Source organism: Methylocystis sp. sgz306128 (assembly GCF_056032725.1).
In genome coordinates, this window is record NZ_JBVYWO010000001.1 from 652,734 (window position 1) to 673,525 (window position 20,792).

Here is a 20,792-nt window from a genome sequence, read left to right on the forward strand (position 1 = left end):
ATGACTGATCACATACTAAGTCCGGCGCCTGCCGCATCGATTTGCGCCAGCAGGACACCGCGCCGCGTGGTCTTGCTCGGGGCAACCGGCTCGATAGGCCGCTCCACACGCGATCTCGTTGCCCATTCGGGCGGTGCCATCGAGATCTCGGCCATGGCCAGCGGGTCCGATGTTCAGGCGCTGGCCCGCGCCGCCATCGCGCATCAGGTGAAATTTGCTGCGCTCGCGGATGCCTCCGGCTATGCCGCGTTGAAGGACGCGCTTTCCGGGACGGGAATTGCCTGTGGCGCGGGGCCGGAGGCGGTTATAGCCGCCGCACTGCACGAGGCGGATATTGTCGTTGCGGCCATTGCCGGCACCGAGGGCATATTGCCGACCTGCGCCGCGCTGGAGCACGGCCGTGTTGTGGCGCTGGCCAATAAGGAAAGCCTCGTCTGCGCCGGTCCGGCGGCATTGCGTCTTGCCGCCGGGGCCGGGGCCACGATCCTGCCGATGGATTCGGAACATAACGCTATTCTTCAGGCACTCGGCGGTGCGGCGCCGGATTCGGTCGAATCCATGATCCTCACCGCTTCGGGTGGGCCGTTCCGGTTGTGGCCGCGCGAGCGGATCGAGAAAGCCACGCGTCAGGAGGCGCTCGCCCATCCGAACTGGGCGATGGGACCGAAAATCACGATCGACTCCGCCAGCCTGATGAACAAGGGCCTTGAACTGATCGAGGCGCATTATCTTTTTGGTGTTCCTGCCGGTAAACTCAAGGTCCTCGTCCATCCGCAATCCATTATTCACGGGCTGGTCAGTTTCAGCGACGGTGCTGTCACGGCGGGGCTGGCCTGTCCGGATATGCGCGTACCGATCGCCTATTGCCTTGGCTGGCCGGATCGGCTTGCCACGCACGCGCCGCGTCTCGATCTGGCGCAGATCGCGAACCTGACCTTTGAGGCGCCGGATCTCGGGCGTTTCCCGGCGCTCGGCCTGGCCATGGACGTTTTGCGGCAGGGCGGCAGCCTGCCCGCTGTGATGAATGCTGCCAACGAAGTCGCCGTGGCGGCTTTTCTGGAAGGCCGGCTGGATTTTTACGGCATGGCCCGTCTGGCGGAGCGTGCCTGCGAGGCGGCTTTGCAGGACGGCACGGCCCGCGAACCCGGATCTGTCGCCGAAGCCCTGCTGATTCACCATAACACAAGAGATCGTTGCCGCACCCTCTTGGCCTGATACCCAGCTTCATCCATAATTAACAAAATGTTAACTATGGCGTTTCCGGAAAGACGGACCCGCCCGGAGGCGAGAATGTCCAGCTTATCTGGTTTTTCCTATATCGCGCATAACCCGTTTGTCAGTCTGGGCGGCCTTGCCATTATTCTGATGAGTGTCGTGTTTTTTCACGAACTCGGTCATTTCTTCGTGGGGCGTCTGTGCGGGGTAAAGGTGGATGCCTTTTCCATCGGCTTCGGGCCGGAACTTTTCGCGCTGACTGACAGAAATGGCACGCGCTGGCGGTTCGCGCTGATTCCTCTGGGCGGCTATGTGAAGTTTCATGGCGATGCCAATGGCGCCAGCCTTCCCGATGGGCGGACCATTGGTCAGATGCCGGAGAATGCACGGGCCGGGACTCTGGCGTCGAAGACAGTCTGGCAAAGGGCGCTGATCGTTGCGGCCGGGCCGGCGGCAAATTTCCTTCTCGCCATCGTTCTCTATGCCGGGCTCTATTACACCTATGGGCGAGAGGTTGTCGTACCCCGAATAGCCGTTGTCGCGCCGTACAGCGCCGCTGCGCGGGCAGGCCTCCTGCCTGGCGACCTCGTGCTGCGTATCGATAATGCCGCAATCGGCAATTTTGATGACATTCAGCGCGTGGTACAAACCCATGTCGGCACGCCGCTGGATTTTCAGATCGAGCGCAACGGCCAGATCGGCCATGTGCTGGCTGTGCCGGAGATGAAAATGGTTCCGACCATCATTGGCAGGCAGGGTGTCGGTGTGCTGGGCATTGAGGGCGGGCGGCAGCCCGCCGATATTATCGACGAGCAATACGGCCCGGTGGCCGCGCTGGCGCTGGGCGCGCAGACAACCTGGGCGAATGTCAAGCTCACAGGCACCTACATTGGGCGTGTTGCCGCAGGGCGCGAATCGACTGACAAATTTTCCGGCCTGATGCGCACGGCGGAAGTGGCGGGCAAGGTGATGCAGATCGGATTCGGCGCGGTTCTGGAAATCATCGCAGTCATGTCGATTTCCATCGGCCTGATGAACCTTCTGCCGGTGCCGGTGCTTGACGGCGGTCATCTTGTATATTTTGCTATCGAGGCTGTGCGGGGCAGGCCATTGAGTCAACGTGCTCAGGAGTTTGGCTTCCGCGTGGGGCTGGTGGCGATCGCGGCGCTTTTTCTGTTTGCCAATTACAATGATGTGATCCACATGGTCGGTTAAGGGTTTGCTTACCCTGTTTTGTGTTGTCCCGGTCACGCTGCCCAAAAAATGGCTGGATGCGGCGATTCCGGGTTTGCAGCATGGAATAAAACAGGTAAAAGCTTAAGTTGGAAAATCTGTTAACTGGATTTAACGTTCGTCGGATCGGCGGATAGAGTTAACATTGAGTTTTTGGAAAGACGGGGATTGGTCTTAAATGCGCGCTTTACGTGGCCTTCTGCATCGCTGGACAATCATAGCACTTGTTATTTGCAGTTCTCTGGCTCTTTCCGTTCCAGCTTCCGCAGCACCTCTTGTCATTGATATTCAAGGCAATCACCGCGTCGAAGCTGATACGATCCGCTCTTATTTCACGGATGGCGACATCGCCAAGGCCGAGAAGGATCTCAAGGAAACGGGCCTGTTTTCGAGCGTCAGCGTTCGTCGCGTGAACGGACACATCGTTGTTCACGTCGTTGAAAACAACATCATCAATCAGGTCGCCTTTGAGGGAAACAGCAAACTGAAGGGCGAGGAGATTCGCCCCGAGTTGCAGTCGAAGTCCCGCGGGCCTTTTGATCCGGCCGTTGCTCAGGCCGATGCTCAGCGCATTCTGGACATCTACAAGCGCGCTGGCCGTGGCCTCGCCAAGGTTTCCTACCGCACCGTCGATCTGCCTAACGGCCGCCTCGATCTCGTCTTCACCATCAACGAGGGCGACAAGACCGGCGTGAAGGAAATCCATTTTGAGGGCAATCAGGCCTTTTCGACCTCAAAGCTCAAGGGCCTGATGTCGACCACGGAAATGAATTTTCTGTCGTTCTTCAAAACATCCGACGTCTATGATCCGGACAAAATTTCTGCCGACGCAGAGCAGATCCGCCGCTATTATCTCAAGAACGGCTATGCCGACATTCAGATTACCAAAACCGATGCAGTTTTTGATGCGGCTAAGGGCGGCTGGATTGTCACGATCGGCGTGAACGAGGGCCCGCAATATCATGTCAGCTCCGTCAAGGTTGAGTCCCGCCTCAAGGACATCACCGGCGACCAGCTGCAGAAATATGTCGATCTGAAACCCGGCGATATTTACAACGGGACAGCTGTTGACCGCAGCATGGAAAACATGACCCGCGCCATTGCCAGCAAGGGCTATGCCTTCTCGCAGATTCACCCGCGTGGTGATCGCGATGCTGCTGGCAAGACCGTGGCGCTCAGCTTCATTGTTGAAGAGGGGCCGCGCGTTTACATCGAGCGGATCAATATCCACGGCAACACCCGCACACGTGATTATGTCATCCGTCGCGAATTCGATATCGGCGAAGGTGATGCCTACAACCACATTCTGGTGGAAAAGGCGGAACGCCGCCTGAATGCGCTTGGCTTCTTCAAGTCCGTGCATATCACCAGCACGCCGGGTTCATCGCCTGATCGCGTGGTTGTGAATGTCGAGGTCGAAGACAAGGCCACCGGCTCCTTCGGTATTGCCGGCGGCTATTCAACGGCGGAAGGCTTCCTTGGCGAAGTGTCGCTGACGGAAACCAACTTCCTCGGCCGCGGCCAATATGTCCGCATTGCCGTGAGCGAAGGTCAATATGCCCGCGGCATTGAATTCAACTTCACGGAACCGCGCTTCCTTGATCAGCATATGTCGGCGGGCTTCGACCTGTTCCACAAGCAGACCGATTCGTCGAAATATACGCTCTATCAGGATTGGGTCACCGGCGGCACCTTGCGCCTTGGCCTGCCGATAACCGAACAGCTGACTCTGACGGGCCGTTATTCGCTCTATTCGTCGAAGGTCACGATCCCGAACACCACGTCGGAGCCCTATAACGACTGCTCGGTTGAGATCAACGGTGTCCCGAACTATAACTGTCTGTCGAATGGCGAAGCTTCGCTGGCCGTGAAGCAGATTCAGGGTACCACACTCACGTCGTTGGTTGGCTATACTCTTGCCTATGACAATCTCGATGACCGCAAGAACCCGACAGACGGCTATTATGCCGAACTGAAGCAGGACGTGGCCGGTCTTGGAGGTGATGCACATTTCCTCCGTACCACTGGTCAGGTGCGCTACTATCATGAGCTTTATGACGACTTCGTCGGCTTCGTGAAGTTGCAAGGCGGCAATATCGTTGGATTTGGTCATGACAAGCTGCGTCTGGTTGATAATTTCAACCTCGGACCGGAACTGGTGCGCGGCTTTGCGCCCAACGGCATCGGCCCGCGCGATCTTACTGACGGCCTGAACAATAATTCCAATGGTCTGGGCGGCACCAATTATGTCGGCGGCACGGCGGAAATTCAGTTCCCCTTCTTCGGCATGCCAAAGGAAGTGGGGCTGCGCGCCGCTATCTTTGCCGATGCCGGTACCTTGTTCGGCTATTCGGGAGCGACGTCCTTCCCCGGCCTTGGGGGTAGCGGAGGCTATCCCGCACCGACCTGCCCTTACACGGGGCCAGGTTCGACATCGCAGGCTCAATGTCAGGGTGAGTCCATCAATCTGAAGGGTTCCGACAAGCCGATCCTGCGCTCGTCGGTCGGCGCCAGCCTGATCTGGGCCTCGCCGCTCGGTCCGATCCGCTTTGACTATGCCTTCGTGCTGAGCAAGGCGTCCTATGACGTGAAGCAGGCTTTCCGCTTCTCCGGCGGGGCGTCGTTCTGATCGGCTTGCAGTGTTAATTCGGAAGGCCCGGCTGCTTTTTGCTGCCGGGCCTTTTCATATTTTGTCGCCTCATGTAAAAGCCGCATCGCATGTCTGATCCTTTCTTCTTCCTTCCGGTCGTTACGCCCACTCTGGCGGACATTCTGTCCTGGACGGGTGCTGAAGCGCCGCCCGGAACAGATCTGTCCCTTGTTATCGAGAATGTCGGGCCGCTGGACCGGGCAGGGCCTCTGAGCCTGTCCTTTTTTGAAAATGTCAAATATCTCGACGATCTGGCTGGCACACGTGCCCGCGCCTGCCTCGTGCATCCGAAATTCTCCAGCCGGGTTCCTGCCGGCACCATAGCCCTGACCAGCCGGGAGCCCTACCGCGCTTTTGCGGTGGTTTTGTCGAAGCTGTTTCCCTCAGCGCTGCGGCCGATGTCGGCGTTTGGCGCGCGCGGCGTATCGCCCGGCGTATCGATCCACCCCACGGCACGGCTGGAAAAGGATGTTACGGTTGACCCCGGCGCGGTGATCGGCGCGGGTGTGGAGATTGGCTCCGGCACGTTTATCGGCGCCAACAGCGTGATCGGCAGCGGCGTGCGCATCGGGCGTGACTGCTCGATCGGGCCGCATGTGAGCATTCTCAATAGTCTGATCGGCAATCGCGTTATTTTGCTGGCTGGCGCGCGTATCGGGCAGGATGGATTCGGCTTCGCCATGGGGCCATCGGGACATATGAAAGTGCCGCAGATCGGCCGCGTCATTCTGCAGGATGACGTCGAGGTTGGCGCTAACACCACGATTGATCGCGGCGCAAACCGCGACACCATAATCGGCGAGGGCACCAAGATCGATAATCTGGTGCAGATTGGCCATAATGTCGTCATTGGCAGGCATTGTGTCATCACCGGGCAGGTTGGCATTGCCGGCTCGACGCAGGTTGAGGATTTTGTCGCAATGGGCGGGCAGGCCGGCCTTGCCGGCCACCTGCGGATTGGCATGGGGGCGCAGATTGCAGCGCGCTCCGGCGTGATGACGGATATCCCGGCCGGGGGGCGCTGGGGTGGGGCGCCCGCACAGCCGTTACGCGATTTTTTCAAGGAACTGGCCTATTTACGCAAGCTCGTCGCGGGGGCTGAATCGAAACCTCAGGAGGGAGGCGATAGTCATCATGAGTGAAGTCAGGAACACTCTGGAAATTATTGATATTAAGAGATTGCTTGAATGCTTGCCGCATCGTTATCCATTTCTTCTCGTTGATCGCATCATCGATATCGACGCTGATAACTCCTGCATTGGCATCAAGAATGTCACCTTCAACGAACCGCAGTTTCAGGGGCACTTTCCTGAGGCGCCGGTGATGCCGGGCGTCCTGCTGATTGAGGGCATGGCGCAGACCGCCGGGGCGATCTGTGTGAATTCCCACAGCCAGATCGGCAAGCCGAAGCTGGTTTATTTCATGACCATCGACAAGGCCAAGTTCCGCAAGCCGGTCGTTCCCGGAGACCGGGTGGAGTTTCACATGACCAAAACTGCCCATAAGCGGAACATGTGGTGGTATCGCGGCGAAGCCAAGGTGGATGGCGCGCTGGTCTGCGAAGCCGAAATCAGCGCCATGCTGATCAGCGGCTGAACTTGCCGCCTTTGGCCCCGTCCGGCACGATTGCAGAGAGGAAAAACCAGTGTCAGTGCAAATTCACAGCTCAAGCGTGGTCGAACCGGGTGCGCGTCTTGGCGTCAATGTCAGGATCGGCCCGTTTTGTCATGTCGGGGCGGATGTGGTGCTTGGCGATGATGTCGAACTGATTTCGCATGTCGCCGTGGCCGGCAATACGACGATCGGCGCGCGCTCACGCCTGTTTCCCTTCGCCTCCATCGGGCATCAGCCGCAGGATCTGAAGTTCCACGGCGAAGTGTCGACGCTTGAAATCGGTACCGACTGCCTGATCCGCGAGGGCGTAACCATGAATCCCGGCACCGAGGGCGGTGGATTGCGCACTGTCGTTGGCAGTCATTGCGCGTTTCTGGCGCAATCGCATGTGGGGCACGACGCCATTGTCGGCAATCATGTGGTGTTCTCCAACAATGTGATGCTGGCCGGCCATTGCCGCGTGGGCGATTATGTCATCATTGGCGGCGGCGCCGGGGTGCATCAGTTCGTCCGGATCGGCTCGCATGCGATTGTCGGCGGTCTGGCCGGGGTCGAGAATGATGTCATTCCCTATGGCATGGCGCTGGGCAACCGGGCGGCTCTGGCCGGGCTGAACATTGTCGGGCTCAAGCGCCGCGGTTTCAGCCGCGAGGCGATCCATGATCTGCGCCGCGCCTACAGGCTGCTGTTCGCGCCGGAAGGCACATTGAAAGAACGCGTCGAGGATGTCGCCGCCGAATTTGCCGAGCATCCCGAGGTTCACCAGATTCTTGATTTCATCCGCGAGGGCGGCGACCGGGCAATCTGCATGCCGCGTGACGCGAAGGATTCTGCCGCGTGAGCGAGGCGTCCCGCCCGCTCAACATCTATCTTGTCGCCGGGGAAAAATCCGGCGACGATCTGGGCGGCAAATTGATGGATGCGCTCGCGGCGGGGCACGATAATCTGATGTTTCACGGCGTGGGGGGCGAGGCCATGGCGGCCCGCGGGCTCCATTCGCTGTTTCCGCTTGCCGATATTGCCGTCATGGGGTTTGGCCCGGTGCTGGCGCGTCTGCCCTCGCTGGTGCGCCGTGTCTATCAGGTGGTGGCGGATGTCGGCCGGGTACAGCCCGATTGCCTTGTCATCATCGACAGTCCCGATTTTACCCATGCCGTAGCCAGAAGAGTGCGCAGAAAATGGCCGTCGATTCCCATCATCGACTATGTCTGCCCCAGCGTCTGGGCCTGGCGCACCGGCCGCGCCGGAAAAATGCGGCGTTATATCGATCATGTGCTGGCGCTGCTTCCGTTTGAGCCAGCGGCGCTGCAGCGACTGAACGGCCCGCCGAGCACATATGTCGGCCATCCTCTGATCCAGCGCCTCGCTGAATTGCGCCCTGCAGCCGCAGAGGAACAGGCGCGGGCGGCGATGCATCCGCGCATCGTGATTTTACCCGGCTCGCGCCGCTCCGAAGTCACCCATCTGATGGATGACTTTGGCAAGGTGGTTGCGGCTCTGGCGGCGAAATGGTCTTCGGCCGAGTTTTTGCTGCCTGCCGTGGCGCATGTCGAGCCGCTGATTCTGGAAAAAGTCGCCGGCTGGCCGGTGAAGCCGCGTATCCTGCGCGGCGAGGCCGAAAAATATGCGGCCTTCCGTTCGGCGCGGGCGGCGCTTGCCGCTTCGGGTACGGTCACGCTGGAACTGGCGCTCTCGTCGGTTCCGATGATTGTGGCCTATAAGGTTGGCTGGCTGGAAAGTCTGGCGCGCCATCTCATCAAGGTGCCTTCCGTGGTTTTGCCAAATCTTATTCTGGGACGGAATGTGGTGCCGGAGTTTTTGCAGGAGCGCTGCCAGCCGGATTTGCTGACCGAAGCGATGCAGGGCATCCTCGCCGAAGGTAATGCACGGGCAGAGCAGATCGCTGCTTTTGCCGATCTTGCGCAGGCCATGCAGGTTGAAGGCGGCAGGCCGGCGGATATTGCTGCGGCCAAGGTCATGGAACTGGCTTTGAGCGCACGCCTGATCCGCAACAGTTCCGGTTCATAGAGCGGGCAGATTTGTTTGCTCTTGCATATAGAACTGAATATGAATTGGATATCGGCAGGGTTTAACTATCGGACAGTGGTGAGGCGGGGGCGTGAACGTGGACTATTCTTTGCTGTTGGGCGCCCTGATCTTGGGTTATCTGTGCGGATCGGTGCCGTTTGGCCTCATCCTGACGCGCCTCGCCGGAACGCAGGATCTGCGCACCATTGGTTCGGGCAATATTGGCGCAACCAATGTGCTCCGCACCGGCCGAAAGGGGCTGGCGGCTGCGACCTTGCTGCTTGACATGTTGAAGGGCACGTTTGCGATTGTGCTGGTGCGATTGTGGCTGGGCGTGGAGAGCGCCATGCTGGCTGCTGCCGTGGGCGCTTTTCTTGGCCATATATTTCCTGTCTGGCTCAGATTTCGCGGCGGCAAAGGCGTGGCCACCTATCTGGGCTGTCTGTTGGGCTTGGTCTGGCCAGCGGCGCTGGTCTTTGCGGCCATCTGGCTGCTCAGCGCCTATTTCTGGCGTTATTCCTCGCTGGCGGCGCTGATTGCCAGCGCGCTCAGCCCTCTTGCGGTGGTGTTGCTGGGCCAGCACGCGGCGGCCCTGATTTTCCTGCTGCTGACCATAGCGCTTTGGTGGAAACACCGCGAAAATATCAGGCGCCTGCTGGCGGGCACGGAAGGCAGGATCGGCCAGAAAGGCTAGCACGTGGCAGATTTGTCCTCCGAGGAAAAGCTTGACTGGCTGCATTTGCTCCGCTGCGACAATATCGGCCCACGTAGTTTTCATTATCTCCTGTCCCGTTTCGGCAGCGCGGGCGCGGCGCTGAAGGCTCTGCCCGAACTGAGCCGTTCAGGCAAAATGCCCTCTGTCCGCATTGTGCCAAGAGATGAGGCGGAACGCGAATGGGCGGAAATCTCCCGCTCCGGCATTGGCATTGTCGCGTTCGGAGAAGCCGCTTACCCCTCAGCTTTGGCCGAGATCGAGGGGCCGCCGCCGCTTCTTTTTGTGCGCGGGCAGGTTGATTGTCTGACGCGCCCGGCAGTCTCCATCGTCGGCGCCCGCAACGCTTCTGCGGCAGGCCTCCTTTTTGCCGAACGTCTGGCCCGCGGGCTTGGCGAAGCGGGGTTTCTCGTTTCATCCGGCCTTGCGCGCGGAATCGATGCCCGGGTGCATCGCGCCAGCCTTGCCACGGGCACGCTGGCTGTGCTTGCCGGCGGGCAAAATCGCATTTATCCGGTCGATCATGCACCGCTTGCCGCAGAAATCGCCGCTACAGGCGCGGTGGTTACGGAAATGCCGCATAATTGGGAGCCTCGCGGCCGGGATTTTCCACGCCGCAACAGACTCGTGGCGGGCGTGGCGCTGGCAACAATTGTCGTCGAAGCGGCGATGCGCTCGGGCTCGCTGATCACCGCACGGCTTGCAAACGAGCAGGGGCGGCAGGTTTTTGCGGTTCCGGGTTCGCCGCTCGACCCAAGGGCCGAAGGCACAAATAACCTTCTGCGTGAAGGCGCTTTGCTCTGCGCCAGCGTCGCCGATGTACTCGACGTGCTGGAGTCGCTCCGGCGCAGCGGTCTGCCGCAGCGGGATCTGTTTTCCAGCCCGCAGTCCTTTGCCGAAAACGGCGGTGAATGGTCCGGCGCGCCCTCTGCGAGCGCTGGCGAAGCCGGGCCGGAAGGGCAGATCGAGCTGTTGTCCTTGCTCGGTCCCAGTCCGGTTGCCATTGACGAACTTGTCCGGCTCTCGGGGCTGGCTACTCCGGTTGTTCAGATGGGGCTGCTTGACCTTGAACTGGAAGGTCGCCTGCGCCGTCATGCCAATGGCGCAGTATCTTTGTTGTAGGTTTCAGATGCGCGGTTGCGTAAATCTGCGCGCCGATACTTCCGCTTCCATCTGCGCCATTGTCAGAAGATAATTCAGCGTATCGAGCTTGCAGTTGGACGCCATCTGCGCGAGTTCGAGCAGCAGCGAAGCAATGTACTGTGCGGCCTCGGCGCGTTGTTGCGCAGCCGTGCGCTTTTCAATAGTGGGCCAGAACTTGTCCTCGTCGGCAGGTGAGGAAAGTTGTTCCAGCGTATTGTTCTTTTTGGGGCGCGCATTCATTGGTTGGCTCCAGACTCTCATCTTGATGAAAGACTACAACCAAAGTTTGCAAAATCAAGTATTTTGTTAAAAATAGCACGTAATAATTGTATTTTTTAAAGTATATATAAATTTGAACTATTTTTATATAACTATATATTTCAAAAAATTAATATATCAGATTTGATTTTATTAAGCAGATCATCAGACATTTTCGTCGGGTTTGCGCAGATTTGTCAGCCTGTCGAGCGCGCCCTGAAGGATATAGGCCGCTGCCATCCGGTCAACCACTTCGGCTCTCTTCGCGCGCGAGGCATCTTGCTCGATCAGGGTTCTTGTAACCGCGGCGGTGGACAGCCTCTCGTCCCAGAAAACAAAGGGCAGGGGGCTGAGCGCGTCCATGTTGCGCACGAAGGCGCGGGTAGCCTGAACGCGCGGGCCGGAGGTTCCGTCCATGTTGAGCGGAAGGCCGATGACAAAGGCGAATATCTCATGTTTGTGTGCATGGGCCAGCAGCCGGGCGGCGTCATCCTTGAATTTTGCGCGGCGAATCGTCTCCAGCGGACTGGCGAAGCGCCGTTCGACATCGCTGATGGCGAGGCCGATGGTTTTTGTGCCAAGATCGAGGCCCATCAGGCGCGCATGGCGTGGCAGGCGCGGGGCAAGTTCGGTAATGTCAAGAATATTGCTCATGGGCCGTGATAACATGACCTTGGTTTTTCGGCCATGGGCTTGGCAAACAGGCCCGTCCGCCTAGATAATGCTTGCTCAGGTTTTTGAAGCGCGAAAGGATTTTTTCATGAAATTGACTTGGCTTGGCCATTCGGCATTCCGGCTTGAATTCGGTTCCTCGGTCATTTTGATCGACCCATTTCTCAGGCATAACCCGAGCTTCAAGGGTGATTTTGCCGCTGTCACCAAGGGCGTTACACATATTGTCATAACGCACGGCCATGACGATCACATCGGCGACGCGGCTGAAATCGCAAAGGCGACAGGGGCGCAGGTGGTCTCGAATTATGAGGTCTGTTCCTGGCTGGCCGGGCAGGGCGCGGAAAATTATAATCCCGGTAATACGGGCGGTGAAATTCCCTGCGGCGAGTTTTCGGTGGTGCTCACCCATGCCCTGCATTCGTCCGGTACGGTTGTGGACGGCAAGAGCATCTATCTTGGCAATCCGAATGGCGTCATCATCAAGCATAAGGGCTCGCCTGTTGTTTATCACATGGGCGACACGGAATTGTTCTCCGATATGGCGCTGATCGCTGAACTTCACGCGCCGGATGTGGTTCTCATCCCGATCGGCGACCGTTTCACCATGGGCGCGAAATCGGCGGCTATTGCCCTGAACCGCTACCTCAAACCAAAGATGGCCTTGCCGATTCACTTTGCCACCTTTGGCCTGCTGGCGCCGGATTCCTCGGATTTTGCTGCTGAAATGGCTGGATCGCAGACGAAGCTGCTTTTGCCCAAGGCCGGCGAGACCCTGACCCTCTGATACGGGGCCTATTCCCCATGAGTCTGAGTTCCAGCGGCAGAGTTTCCATGTTAAATGGAACATGAAACCGCTGGAACGAGGCCATAATGAAACATATTCTCGAGGAACTGGAACAGCGCCGGAGCGAGGCCCGTCTGGGCGGGGGTGAGAAGCGCATCGAGGCGCAGCATAAGCGTGGTAAGCTCACCGCGCGCGAGCGCATCGAATTGCTGCTGGATCACGGCTCGTTTGAAGAATTCGACATGTTCGTGCAGCACCGCTGCGTTGATTTCGGCATGGAAGCGAGCAAAGTGCCCGGAGACGGCGTCGTCACCGGCTGGGGCACGGTCAATGGCCGCGTAGTTTATGTTTTTGCCAAGGATTTTACGGTTTTTGGCGGTTCGCTTTCCGAAACCCATGCGGCCAAGATCACCAAATTGCAGGATATGGCGCTCAAGAACCGCGCGCCGATCATCGGCCTCTTCGATGCGGGCGGCGCGCGCATTCAGGAGGGCGTTGCCGCACTTGGCGGCTATGGCGAGGTGTTCCAGCGCAATGTGCTGGCGAGCGGCGTGATTCCGCAGATTTCGCTGATCATGGGTCCCTGCGCGGGCGGTGATGTCTACTCGCCGGCCATGACGGATTTCATCTTCATGGTGCGCGACACCTCCTATATGTTCGTCACCGGCCCCGATGTCGTCAAAACCGTCACCAATGAAACCGTGACCGCCGAGGAACTGGGCGGGGCTTCGGTGCATACGGTCAAATCCTCGATCGCCGACAGGGGCTATGACAATGATGTCGAGGCGCTGTTGCAGATGCGCCGCCTGATTGATTTTCTGCCTGCCAGCAACACCGCTGAACTGCCGGAATGGCCGACCTTCGACGATGCCGCGCGCATCGACGAATCGCTCGACACATTGATTCCGGATAATCCCAACAAGCCCTATGACATGAAGGAACTGATTTTGAAGATGGTCGATGAGGCCGATTTCTTCGAAATTCAGGAAGCTCATGCCCGGAACATCATCACTGGTTTTGCCCGCATGGAAGGGCGCCCCGTGGGCATTGTCGCCAATCAGCCGATGGTGCTCGCTGGGGTGCTGGATTCGGATGCCTCGCGCAAGGCGGCGCGTTTCGTGCGGTTTTGCGATTGTTTCAACATTCCGCTGATCACGCTGGTGGATGTGCCCGGCTTCCTGCCCGGCACGGCGCAGGAATATGGCGGCCTGATCAAGCATGGCGCAAAATTATTGTTCGCCTATGCCGAGGCCACTGTACCGAAAGTGACCATCATCACCCGCAAGGCGTTTGGCGGCGCCTATGACGTGATGGCCTCGAAGCATCTGCGCGGCGATGTCAATTATGCCTGGCCGACGGCCCAGATCGCCGTGATGGGCGCAAAGGGCGCTGTGGAAATCATCTTCCGCGGCAATGATGCCGAGACCATCGCCCAGAAGACGGCCGAATATGAGCAACGCTTTCTCTCGCCCTTCGTGGCGGCCGAGCGCGGTTATATCGATGAGGTGATCATGCCGCATGGCACCCGCAAGCGGGTTGCCCGCGCGCTGGCCATGCTGCGCGGCAAGAAGCTCGAAAATCCCTGGAAGAAGCACGATAACATCCCGCTCTAGGGAGCACCCTTCATCGTGATTGGTCAGCGTGCCGGCGTCCTGAGGGATGGTTTATCCGAGCGTCCGTTTTCTTCTCTCCTGCTCATCCTTACAGCACCTCAGGATGAGCGGGCGAGGCAATCCGGCATGATGTCTCATACCAGCTTAGGCAAATCCGCCTCAATCTGCGCACGGTGCTTTTCATATTGGGCAGGTAATTTCAAAGCCTGCCCCAATGTGGCAATCGGTTCGTCCACGGCAAAGCCCGGATCGTCGGTGGCGATTTCGAAAAGAACGCCGGAAGGTTCACGGAAATAGATCGAGCGAAAGTAATTCCGGTCCTTCTGTTCCGTCGTGCTGATCTTCAGGCCGCGCATCTGCTGGGCCATGCCCGCCTGATCTGCGTCCGATACCGCCCGAAAAGCTATGTGATGCACCGAGCCCGCGCCCCTGTGCGCGCGTTCCGGATCGTCGTGTGTCAGCAGATCGACGAACTGGCCAAAGCGTTCGCCGCTGGCCGCCGTCATGCGCACCCTTGTGTAGCCATGCGCGCTGGCGCGTGAAACTTCCTGCCAGCCCAGCCCCTCCTGCATAACCTGTGCTGTTTTTGTCAGTTCGGCCACGAGCAGCGTGGCGCCGTGAATGCCGCGAATGGCATGTTCTGCTGGTATGCCGTCAAGACCCCAGCCAAGCTCATCGTCAGCCTTTTCTGCCTCGATGAGTTCCAGCGCCATGCCGTCGGGATCATGAAAGGCGAGTGTCGGGGTGCTCACATTTGTATCCACGGCAAAAACCACATTGTTTTGCGACAGATGCCTCGTCCAGAAGGCGAGCGAACCTTTCGGAATTTCAAAAGTGACGGCCACCACCTCGCCCGCGCCGGGCTTGCCGCGCGGGATGCCGGCCCAGGGAAAGAAGGTGAGAATGGTGCCCGCCGCGCCGGTTTCATTGCCATAGTAGAAATGATAGGTGCCGGGATCGTCGAAATTGACGGTTTTTTTGACAAAACGCAGGCCCAGCACTTTCCTGTAGAAGTCCAGATTGCGCTGCGGATCGCCGCAAATGGCTGTGATGTGGTGAATGCCGGAAGATTTGAACATGGCGCACTCCTTTGCGCTGAAAATGGCATAGAGCCGCCGCATGTTCCACCGCTACAAAGCGGATTTGCGCTTTTGCAAGCAAGATCCGTTTTAGCATTTGTAAAGGATGAGCGGTAGCGCCGCTTTAACCCTGAATAAAAGTCGAGTCATCCGATTCATAACTTGGCAACCAGACAGGCGCATTCTCGTTTCAAGGATCGGCAAGCCTCAAAAAAAGGGGCTTCGGGATTGAGGAACTGGCGATGAAAACATCTGAAAATCATAGTGAAATTAGCTTGGTGAGCGATATGCGCCAGCATTTGCTTGCAGCTTTGCAGCAGGGGATTGAAGCCCGGGCGCTGGAGAGCGGGCTGGTGCGGGATCTTTCCCGCGCTCTGAATGGCGCTGCACCGCTGGGGCGCGGCGAAATGGAATTGCTGTTTTGCATGGACGCAAGCATTGCGGAAAAGTGCCCGGAATGGACCGCCTTTCTCGTCGAAGCCGTAACGGATTATGCCGTCTGGCAGTCCCGGCCGACAGGCATTTTGCTGGATGATATGGCCAACTGGCTGCTGGAGAAGGCCGATCTTTCGGCGAACGTCTCTGCCCTTGCCGTTCTGGTGAACATTGTCGCCGAGGCCGATCGCGTGCCGAACTGGTTTGTGGCTGCGGTCCGCGGACGCATTGCGCGCGGCTGGCCGGGCGTCCACGAGGCTTTGGCCGCCCATCTGGGCAAGGCTGCCTGAGGCGCAAGTAGCAATTTTCTCAAAAAAGCCTATATGGGAGAAGACTCGTTCCTCCCATAGGTTTTTTAATGACGCTCTCCACTGCTGTTCCTGCCGAAGCGGCGCAAAAGCCTCGCGTGCAGGCCAAAGGTTCACTGACTGAAACCGTTCGCAATCTCTGGCCCTACATCTGGCCGCATGACCGCGCCGACCTGAAGATGCGCGTGGTCTGGGCGACGGTCTTGCTCCTGATGGGCAAGGTTGTCACCATGGCCGTGCCTTATTCCTTCAAATGGGCGACCGACGCCATTGTCGGCGACCATGGCATCAGGTCGATTCCTCTGCCGCAATTTCTGTCCGGCGCCATTGCACTCACTCTGATTTACGCGGCATTGCGCATTCTTATGGCGCTGTTCACGCAGGGGCGCGACGCGCTCTTTGCTGCTGTGGCCATGAATGCGGTGCGCCGTCTGGCGGCTGAAGTGTTCGTGCACATGCACCAGCTTTCGCTGCGCTATCATCTGGAGCGCAAGACCGGCGGCCTCACCCGCGTGCTGGAGCGCGGACGCAACGGCATCGAGACGATCGTGCGCATGTCCATGCTCACGGCAGTGCCGACGCTGGTTGAATTTCTCATGATCGTCGGCGTGATGTTTTATACCTTCGACTGGCGCTATGCTGTCATCGTCACGCTGATGATCATCGCCTATCTCTGGTACACCACTGTTGCCACCAACTGGCGCATCTCCATCCGCAAGGCGATGAACGAGAGCGACACCGACGCCAACACTAAGGCCATCGACAGCCTGCTCAACTATGAGACTGTCAAATATTTTGGCGCGGAAGAGCGCGAGGCCACGCGATATGACCGGAGCATGGAGAAGTTCGAACGCTCCTCCATCCGCACCTACACCTCGCTTGCGGTGCTCAATTTCGGGCAGGCCGTTGTCTTCACGCTTGGTCTGGCCGCTGTCATGGCCATGTGCGTGGTGGGCGTGCGTTCCGGCCGCAATACGGTGGGCGACGTCGTGCTGATCAACGCGATGATGATCCAGCTCTCCCAACCTCTCAATTTCATGGGCATGCTTTACCGCGAAGTGAAACAGGCCGTGATCGATATTGAGGCTATGTTTGCCATTCTCGATCAGAACCCCGAGATCAAGGACCATCCGAATGCTCCGGCCCTGCGGGTCGGGGCGGGAGATGTCGAGTTCGACGATGTGCATTTTGCCTATGATCCCGCCCGCTCCATACTCAAGGGTATTTCGTTCAAGGTGCCGGCAGGCCAGACTGTGGCCATTGTCGGCCCGTCGGGTGCCGGCAAATCAACAATTTCGCGGCTGCTGTTCCGTTTTTACGAGCCGCAGGCCGGGCGGATTCTCATTGACGGGCAAGACATCTCTGCCGTGCAGCAGAAGAGCCTGCGCGCAGCCATAGGCATGGTGCCGCAGGACACTGTGCTCTTCAACGACACGATAGGCTATAATATCCGCTATGGCCGCTGGGAAGCCAGCGAGGACGAAGTGCACGAAGCCGCGCGCATGGCGCAGATCGATAATTTCATCCGCTCGATTCCGCATGGCTATAATGCGCAGGTCGGCGAGCGCGGGCTGAAATTGTCGGGCGGCGAGAAGCAGCGTGTCGCCATTGCCCGCACGATTCTTAAAGCACCGCCGATTCTGGTGCTCGATGAAGCCACTTCGGCGCTCGACACCTTCACCGAACGCGAGATTCAGGATGCGCTTGACCGTATCTCGAAAGGGCGCACCACACTGGTGATCGCACATCGCCTCTCAACCGTGGTCAATGCCGATCAGATCATCGTGCTGGATGCCGGCCATATTGCGGAGCGCGGCACCCACGAGGAATTGCTGGCGCGGGGCGGTATTTATCATGCCCTCTGGACCCGCCAGCGCGAGGTCGATGAAGCGCGCGAGAAATTGCAGGCGGCAGGGGCGGCGTAGGGCATCGTCATTGCGAGCGAAGTGAAGCAATCCATCTGGATTGCCGCGTCGGCGGCGCCTCCTCGCAATGACGGGGCAAGATGGAGGGGACTCCTTCTCCCCGTTAAACGGGGAGAAGGGACGCTCACGGCTGTTTCGCCTCAGCGCTGTGAATTGATACGCGGACCGATTCCACGCCTAAGCCTTGTCTTGCACGTTGCCGCTAAAGCGCGTCATGGCCGGACTTGATCCGGCCATCCACGGCTCATACCCCCGCATCTTCGTCTTTCGCTCAAGTAGACGCGGGCGCGCCGGTGTCTTAAAAGCATTGGCAAGCTGTCATGATCGGGGTGCCTATGTTCAAGAAAATTTTGATCGCAAACCGTGGCGAGATTGCCTGCCGGGTCATAAAGACGGCGCGCAAGATGGGGATCAGCACTGTTGCCGTCTATTCCGATGCGGACAAGGATGCGCTGCACGTGGAGATGGCGGACGAGGCTGTGCATATCGGCCCGGCCCCCGCGTCGGAATCTTATCTTGTCATCGAGAAAATCATTGCGGCCTGCAAGCAGACGGGCGCAGAAGCGGTTCATCCCGGTTATGGCTTTCTTTCGGAGCGCGAGGCCTTCGCACAGGCGTTGAAGGACAATAACATCATCTTCATCGGCCCCAACCCGCATGCGATCGCGGCCATGGGCGATAAGATCGAATCGAAGAAATTCGCCAATGCCGCCAAGGTCTCCACGGTTCCCGGTTATCTCGGCGTGATTGAAAATGCCGACCATGCCGTCACGATAGCCGATGAGATCGGATATCCCGTGATGATCAAGGCGTCGGCCGGCGGTGGCGGCAAGGGCATGCGCATTGCCTATTCCCGCGCAGAAGTGGCCGAGGGCTTCGCGCGCGCCAAATCCGAGGCGAAATCCTCCTTTGGCGATGACCGCGTATTCATTGAAAAATTCATCGTCGATCCGCGCCATATCGAAATTCAGCTCATCGGCGACAAACACGGCAATGTGGTTTATCTCGGCGAGCGCGAATGCTCGATCCAGCGGCGCAATCAGAAGGTGATCGAAGAAGCGCCATCGCCTCTGCTCGATGCCGAAACCCGCCGCAAGATGGGTGAGCAGGCCGTGGCGCTGGCCAAGGCGGTCAATTATGATTCGGCAGGCACGGTGGAGTTTGTCGCCGGGCAGGACAAGAGCTTCTTTTTTCTCGAAATGAACACCCGTCTGCAGGTTGAGCATCCGGTAACGGAGCTCATTACCGGCATTGATCTGGTGGAGCAGATGATCCGTGTCGCCTACGGCGATAAGTTGTCCTTCACGCAGGATGACGTGAAGCTGCGCGGCTGGGCTGTCGAGAGCCGCGTCTATGCGGAAGATCCGACACGTTCGTTTCTGCCCTCCACGGGCCGCCTTGTCAGATACCGCCCGCCGCAGGAAGGCGTTGAAGGTGGCATAACCGTGCGCAACGACACCGGTGTTTTTGAAGGCGGTGAAATTTCTATCTATTACGATCCGATGATCGCCAAGCTCGTCACCCATGCGCCGACGCGTCTTGAGGCGATAGAGGCGCAGGCACGTGCACTCGATGCATTTGTCATCGACGGCATACGCCATAATATTCCGTTTCTCTCCAGCCTGATGCAGCACGAGCGCTGGAAGGCGGGTCGCCTGTCGACAGGCTTCATCCGCGAGGAATATCCCGATGGCTTTTCGCCGTTGCGCGCCGAGGGCGAAGTGGCGCATCGGCTGGCCGCGGTCGCTGCGGCTGTGGATCATGTCTTCAATCTGCGCAAGCGCAAGATCACCGGACAGATGCGCGCGCAAACGCAAGTTATTTTTCAGGCAGAGCGCACGGTGGTGCTCAAGGATCAGGCGTTTGATCTTGCCATTGAGGTGGCCGGAGAGGATTTCATTGTCGCCTTTGCCAGCGGACATCGTCATCGCTTGACGCCATGTTGGACGCCCGGAGAGCCCGTCTGGCACGGCCTTGTCGATGGCGTGCCTGTCGCCGTGCAGATCCGGCCGATTCAGAATGGCTTCGGCCTGTCTCATGCGGGCGTAAGCGTCGATGCGCATATCTACACTCGCCGGGAGGCTGAGCTTGCCCGCCTCATGCCGGAAAAGCTGGCGGCGGATACGTCGAGAGTGTTGCTCTGCCCCATGCCGGGCCTCGTGAAGGCAATTTATGTCACTGCCGGGCAGGAGGTGAAGGCCGGCGAACCGCTTTGCGTGGTGGAAGCCATGAAGATGGAAAACGTGCTTCTCGCCGAGCGCGATGTTCTCATTAAGAAGATCAACGCGAGGCAGGGCGATTCGCTTGCCGTGGACGCTGTTATTATCGAATTCGCCTGAGTCGGGCCGGACTCAGCTGCTCCGGCGCCCCCTGAATTGAAGGAATGTCCCGCACTTTAATCCGGGGCGCAGGACTGAATGGACGGTGTTGCCTATGCCGCTTTATTTTGCCTATGGCTCCAATATGAGCGTCGCGGCGATGCGCCTGCGCTGCCCGCGCTCCAAGCCTTTGGGGCTTGCGCGTCTCATGCGCCACACTCTTGTGGTGTTGGAGACAGGATACGCCTCCATTGAGCGCGCACCCAACGCAAGCGTTCATGGCTTGCTCTGGGATCTTGCGCTGGCGGACATGCCTGCGCTGGATCGTTATGAAGGCCCGCTTTATCGCAAGGTGACGCAACCGGTTATCCGTGCTTCCGGCGGTTCAACGCAGGCCATCGCCTATGTTGGGCTGGGAAAATCAGGCGGACGCGCGGGCGCGGAATATGCGCAGGAAGTTTTGACGGCCGCACATGATCTGAATTTGCCTCCAGCCTATCTCGCCAATCTTCATCTGATATTCGATGTTCCTCTGCCAAGGTCATTGGCGGAACAGCCCCGGCCAAAGGTCACCACGCGGTTCGCCACACCGTTTGATCGCACATGATCCCGGCGCTGTTTGGCCGAACGAAAGATAATTTTGCATTCTGAACCTGCATCGCTACTGAATAGGCGCGCCGATCAATGGCAGCCTGTCGCAATACGCCTGCGTTTTGAGTTTAAAATTATAAATTTGCATATATTAAAAATATAAATTTAGTTGTGAATTATAATAGACGATATAAATATAAATATCCTCAAC

The 20,792-nt window shown here is 58.5% G+C and carries 18 protein-coding genes; 15 read left to right on the forward strand and 3 right to left on the reverse strand.

The window, feature by feature from the left end; genetic code table 11:
• The 9 genes from dxr (at position 1) to dprA (ending at position 10,574) form a co-directional block, all read left to right on the forward strand.
• Positions 1-1,215, forward strand: a complete 1,215-nt coding sequence (dxr, locus tag AC0N03_RS03130; protein ID WP_474287001.1) for a 1-deoxy-D-xylulose-5-phosphate reductoisomerase — start codon at positions 1-3, stop codon at positions 1,213-1,215.
• Between the two features lie 75 nt (positions 1,216-1,290).
• Positions 1,291-2,430 carry a M50 family metallopeptidase gene (locus AC0N03_RS03135; RefSeq protein WP_474287002.1) on the forward strand — a complete coding sequence of 380 codons (1,140 nt, stop codon included), beginning with the start codon at positions 1,291-1,293 and terminating at the stop codon, positions 2,428-2,430.
• A gap of 196 nt (positions 2,431-2,626) precedes the next feature.
• Complete coding sequence (gene bamA / locus AC0N03_RS03140) at positions 2,627-5,077, forward strand: outer membrane protein assembly factor BamA (protein ID WP_474287003.1); 2,451 nt, start codon at positions 2,627-2,629, stop codon at positions 5,075-5,077.
• Positions 5,078-5,166: 89 nt separating this feature from the next.
• Positions 5,167-6,240 carry a UDP-3-O-(3-hydroxymyristoyl)glucosamine N-acyltransferase gene (gene lpxD / locus AC0N03_RS03145; RefSeq protein ID WP_474287004.1) on the forward strand — a complete coding sequence of 358 codons (1,074 nt, stop codon included), beginning with the start codon at positions 5,167-5,169 and terminating at the stop codon, positions 6,238-6,240.
• Positions 6,233-6,694, forward strand: coding sequence for a 3-hydroxyacyl-ACP dehydratase FabZ (fabZ, locus tag AC0N03_RS03150; RefSeq protein ID WP_474287006.1), 462 nt, complete (start codon positions 6,233-6,235; stop codon positions 6,692-6,694). Before lpxD ends, fabZ begins: the two co-directional genes overlap by 8 nt.
• 49 nt (positions 6,695-6,743) lie before the next feature.
• On the forward strand, positions 6,744-7,553 hold the full coding sequence (gene lpxA, locus AC0N03_RS03155; protein WP_474287007.1) for an acyl-ACP--UDP-N-acetylglucosamine O-acyltransferase: 810 nt from the start codon (positions 6,744-6,746) through the stop codon (positions 7,551-7,553).
• Positions 7,550-8,740, forward strand: a complete 1,191-nt coding sequence (lpxB, locus tag AC0N03_RS03160) for a lipid-A-disaccharide synthase (RefSeq protein WP_474287008.1) — start codon at positions 7,550-7,552, stop codon at positions 8,738-8,740. The genes lpxA and lpxB overlap by 4 nt, the downstream gene beginning before the upstream one ends.
• 97 nt (positions 8,741-8,837) lie before the next feature.
• Positions 8,838-9,434 (forward strand): glycerol-3-phosphate 1-O-acyltransferase PlsY, encoded by a 597-nt coding sequence (plsY, locus tag AC0N03_RS03165; RefSeq protein ID WP_474287009.1) that lies wholly within the window; start codon positions 8,838-8,840, stop codon positions 9,432-9,434.
• A 3-nt stretch (positions 9,435-9,437) separates the two neighbouring features.
• A complete protein-coding gene (gene dprA, locus AC0N03_RS03170) occupies positions 9,438-10,574 on the forward strand; it encodes a DNA-processing protein DprA (RefSeq protein WP_474287010.1) in 1,137 nt (378 codons plus the stop codon).
• 3 nt (positions 10,575-10,577) lie between these two features.
• Here dprA and AC0N03_RS03175 read toward each other — a convergent pair whose 3' ends face one another.
• Entirely contained in the window at positions 10,578-10,835 is a 258-nt protein-coding gene (locus AC0N03_RS03175; protein WP_474287011.1) for a hypothetical protein, read from the reverse strand.
• 183 nt (positions 10,836-11,018) lie between these two features.
• Positions 11,019-11,507, reverse strand: a complete 489-nt coding sequence (gene ruvX / locus AC0N03_RS03180) for a Holliday junction resolvase RuvX (RefSeq protein ID WP_474287012.1) — start codon at positions 11,505-11,507, stop codon at positions 11,019-11,021.
• Positions 11,508-11,613: 106 nt separating this feature from the next.
• Here ruvX and AC0N03_RS03185 point away from each other — a divergent pair, with 106 nt between their 5' ends.
• On the forward strand, positions 11,614-12,312 hold the full coding sequence (locus AC0N03_RS03185; protein ID WP_474287013.1) for a metal-dependent hydrolase: 699 nt from the start codon (positions 11,614-11,616) through the stop codon (positions 12,310-12,312).
• An 86-nt stretch (positions 12,313-12,398) separates the two neighbouring features.
• On the forward strand, positions 12,399-13,925 hold the full coding sequence (locus AC0N03_RS03190; protein ID WP_474287014.1) for an acyl-CoA carboxylase subunit beta: 1,527 nt from the start codon (positions 12,399-12,401) through the stop codon (positions 13,923-13,925).
• Between the two features lie 134 nt (positions 13,926-14,059).
• On the opposite strand, the gene AC0N03_RS03195 is transcribed toward AC0N03_RS03190, so the two are convergent.
• Positions 14,060-15,004 (reverse strand): ring-cleaving dioxygenase, encoded by a 945-nt coding sequence (locus tag AC0N03_RS03195; RefSeq protein ID WP_474287015.1) that lies wholly within the window; start codon positions 15,002-15,004, stop codon positions 14,060-14,062.
• 287 nt (positions 15,005-15,291) lie between these two features.
• Between AC0N03_RS03195 and AC0N03_RS03200 the strand changes: the two genes are divergently transcribed.
• The 4 genes from AC0N03_RS03200 (at position 15,292) to AC0N03_RS03215 (ending at position 20,597) form a co-directional block, all read left to right on the forward strand.
• The gene (locus AC0N03_RS03200; protein WP_474287016.1) at positions 15,292-15,729 is read left to right on the forward strand and encodes a hypothetical protein; all 438 of its coding nucleotides are present in this window, start codon (positions 15,292-15,294) and stop codon (positions 15,727-15,729) included.
• A 68-nt stretch (positions 15,730-15,797) separates the two neighbouring features.
• Positions 15,798-17,672, forward strand: coding sequence for an ABCB family ABC transporter ATP-binding protein/permease (locus tag AC0N03_RS03205; RefSeq protein WP_474287017.1), 1,875 nt, complete (start codon positions 15,798-15,800; stop codon positions 17,670-17,672).
• A 335-nt stretch (positions 17,673-18,007) separates the two neighbouring features.
• On the forward strand, positions 18,008-20,011 hold the full coding sequence (locus AC0N03_RS03210; RefSeq protein WP_474287019.1) for an acetyl-CoA carboxylase biotin carboxylase subunit: 2,004 nt from the start codon (positions 18,008-18,010) through the stop codon (positions 20,009-20,011).
• 94 nt (positions 20,012-20,105) lie between these two features.
• A complete protein-coding gene (locus AC0N03_RS03215; RefSeq protein ID WP_474287020.1) occupies positions 20,106-20,597 on the forward strand; it encodes a gamma-glutamylcyclotransferase family protein in 492 nt (163 codons plus the stop codon).
• The last annotated feature ends 195 nt before the right edge of the window (positions 20,598-20,792 follow it).

Coding starts and splice junctions, on each gene's coding strand:
- AC0N03_RS03135 (WP_474287002.1), top strand. CDS start 1,291: ATGTCCAGCTTATCTGGTTTTTCCTATATCGCGCATAACCCGTTTGTC.
- AC0N03_RS03195 (WP_474287015.1), bottom strand. CDS start 15,004: ATGTTCAAATCTTCCGGCATTCACCACATCACAGCCATTTGCGGCGAT.
- AC0N03_RS03190 (WP_474287014.1), top strand. CDS start 12,399: ATGAAACATATTCTCGAGGAACTGGAACAGCGCCGGAGCGAGGCCCGT.
- dxr (WP_474287001.1), top strand. CDS start 1: ATGACTGATCACATACTAAGTCCGGCGCCTGCCGCATCGATTTGCGCC.
- bamA (WP_474287003.1), top strand. CDS start 2,627: ATGCGCGCTTTACGTGGCCTTCTGCATCGCTGGACAATCATAGCACTT.
- fabZ (WP_474287006.1), top strand. CDS start 6,233: ATGAGTGAAGTCAGGAACACTCTGGAAATTATTGATATTAAGAGATTG.
- AC0N03_RS03215 (WP_474287020.1), top strand. CDS start 20,106: ATGCCGCTTTATTTTGCCTATGGCTCCAATATGAGCGTCGCGGCGATG.
- AC0N03_RS03210 (WP_474287019.1), top strand. CDS start 18,008: ATGTTCAAGAAAATTTTGATCGCAAACCGTGGCGAGATTGCCTGCCGG.
- ruvX (WP_474287012.1), bottom strand. CDS start 11,507: ATGAGCAATATTCTTGACATTACCGAACTTGCCCCGCGCCTGCCACGC.
- AC0N03_RS03205 (WP_474287017.1), top strand. CDS start 15,798: ATGACGCTCTCCACTGCTGTTCCTGCCGAAGCGGCGCAAAAGCCTCGC.
- AC0N03_RS03200 (WP_474287016.1), top strand. CDS start 15,292: ATGCGCCAGCATTTGCTTGCAGCTTTGCAGCAGGGGATTGAAGCCCGG.
- AC0N03_RS03185 (WP_474287013.1), top strand. CDS start 11,614: ATGAAATTGACTTGGCTTGGCCATTCGGCATTCCGGCTTGAATTCGGT.
- AC0N03_RS03175 (WP_474287011.1), bottom strand. CDS start 10,835: ATGAATGCGCGCCCCAAAAAGAACAATACGCTGGAACAACTTTCCTCA.
- lpxD (WP_474287004.1), top strand. CDS start 5,167: ATGTCTGATCCTTTCTTCTTCCTTCCGGTCGTTACGCCCACTCTGGCG.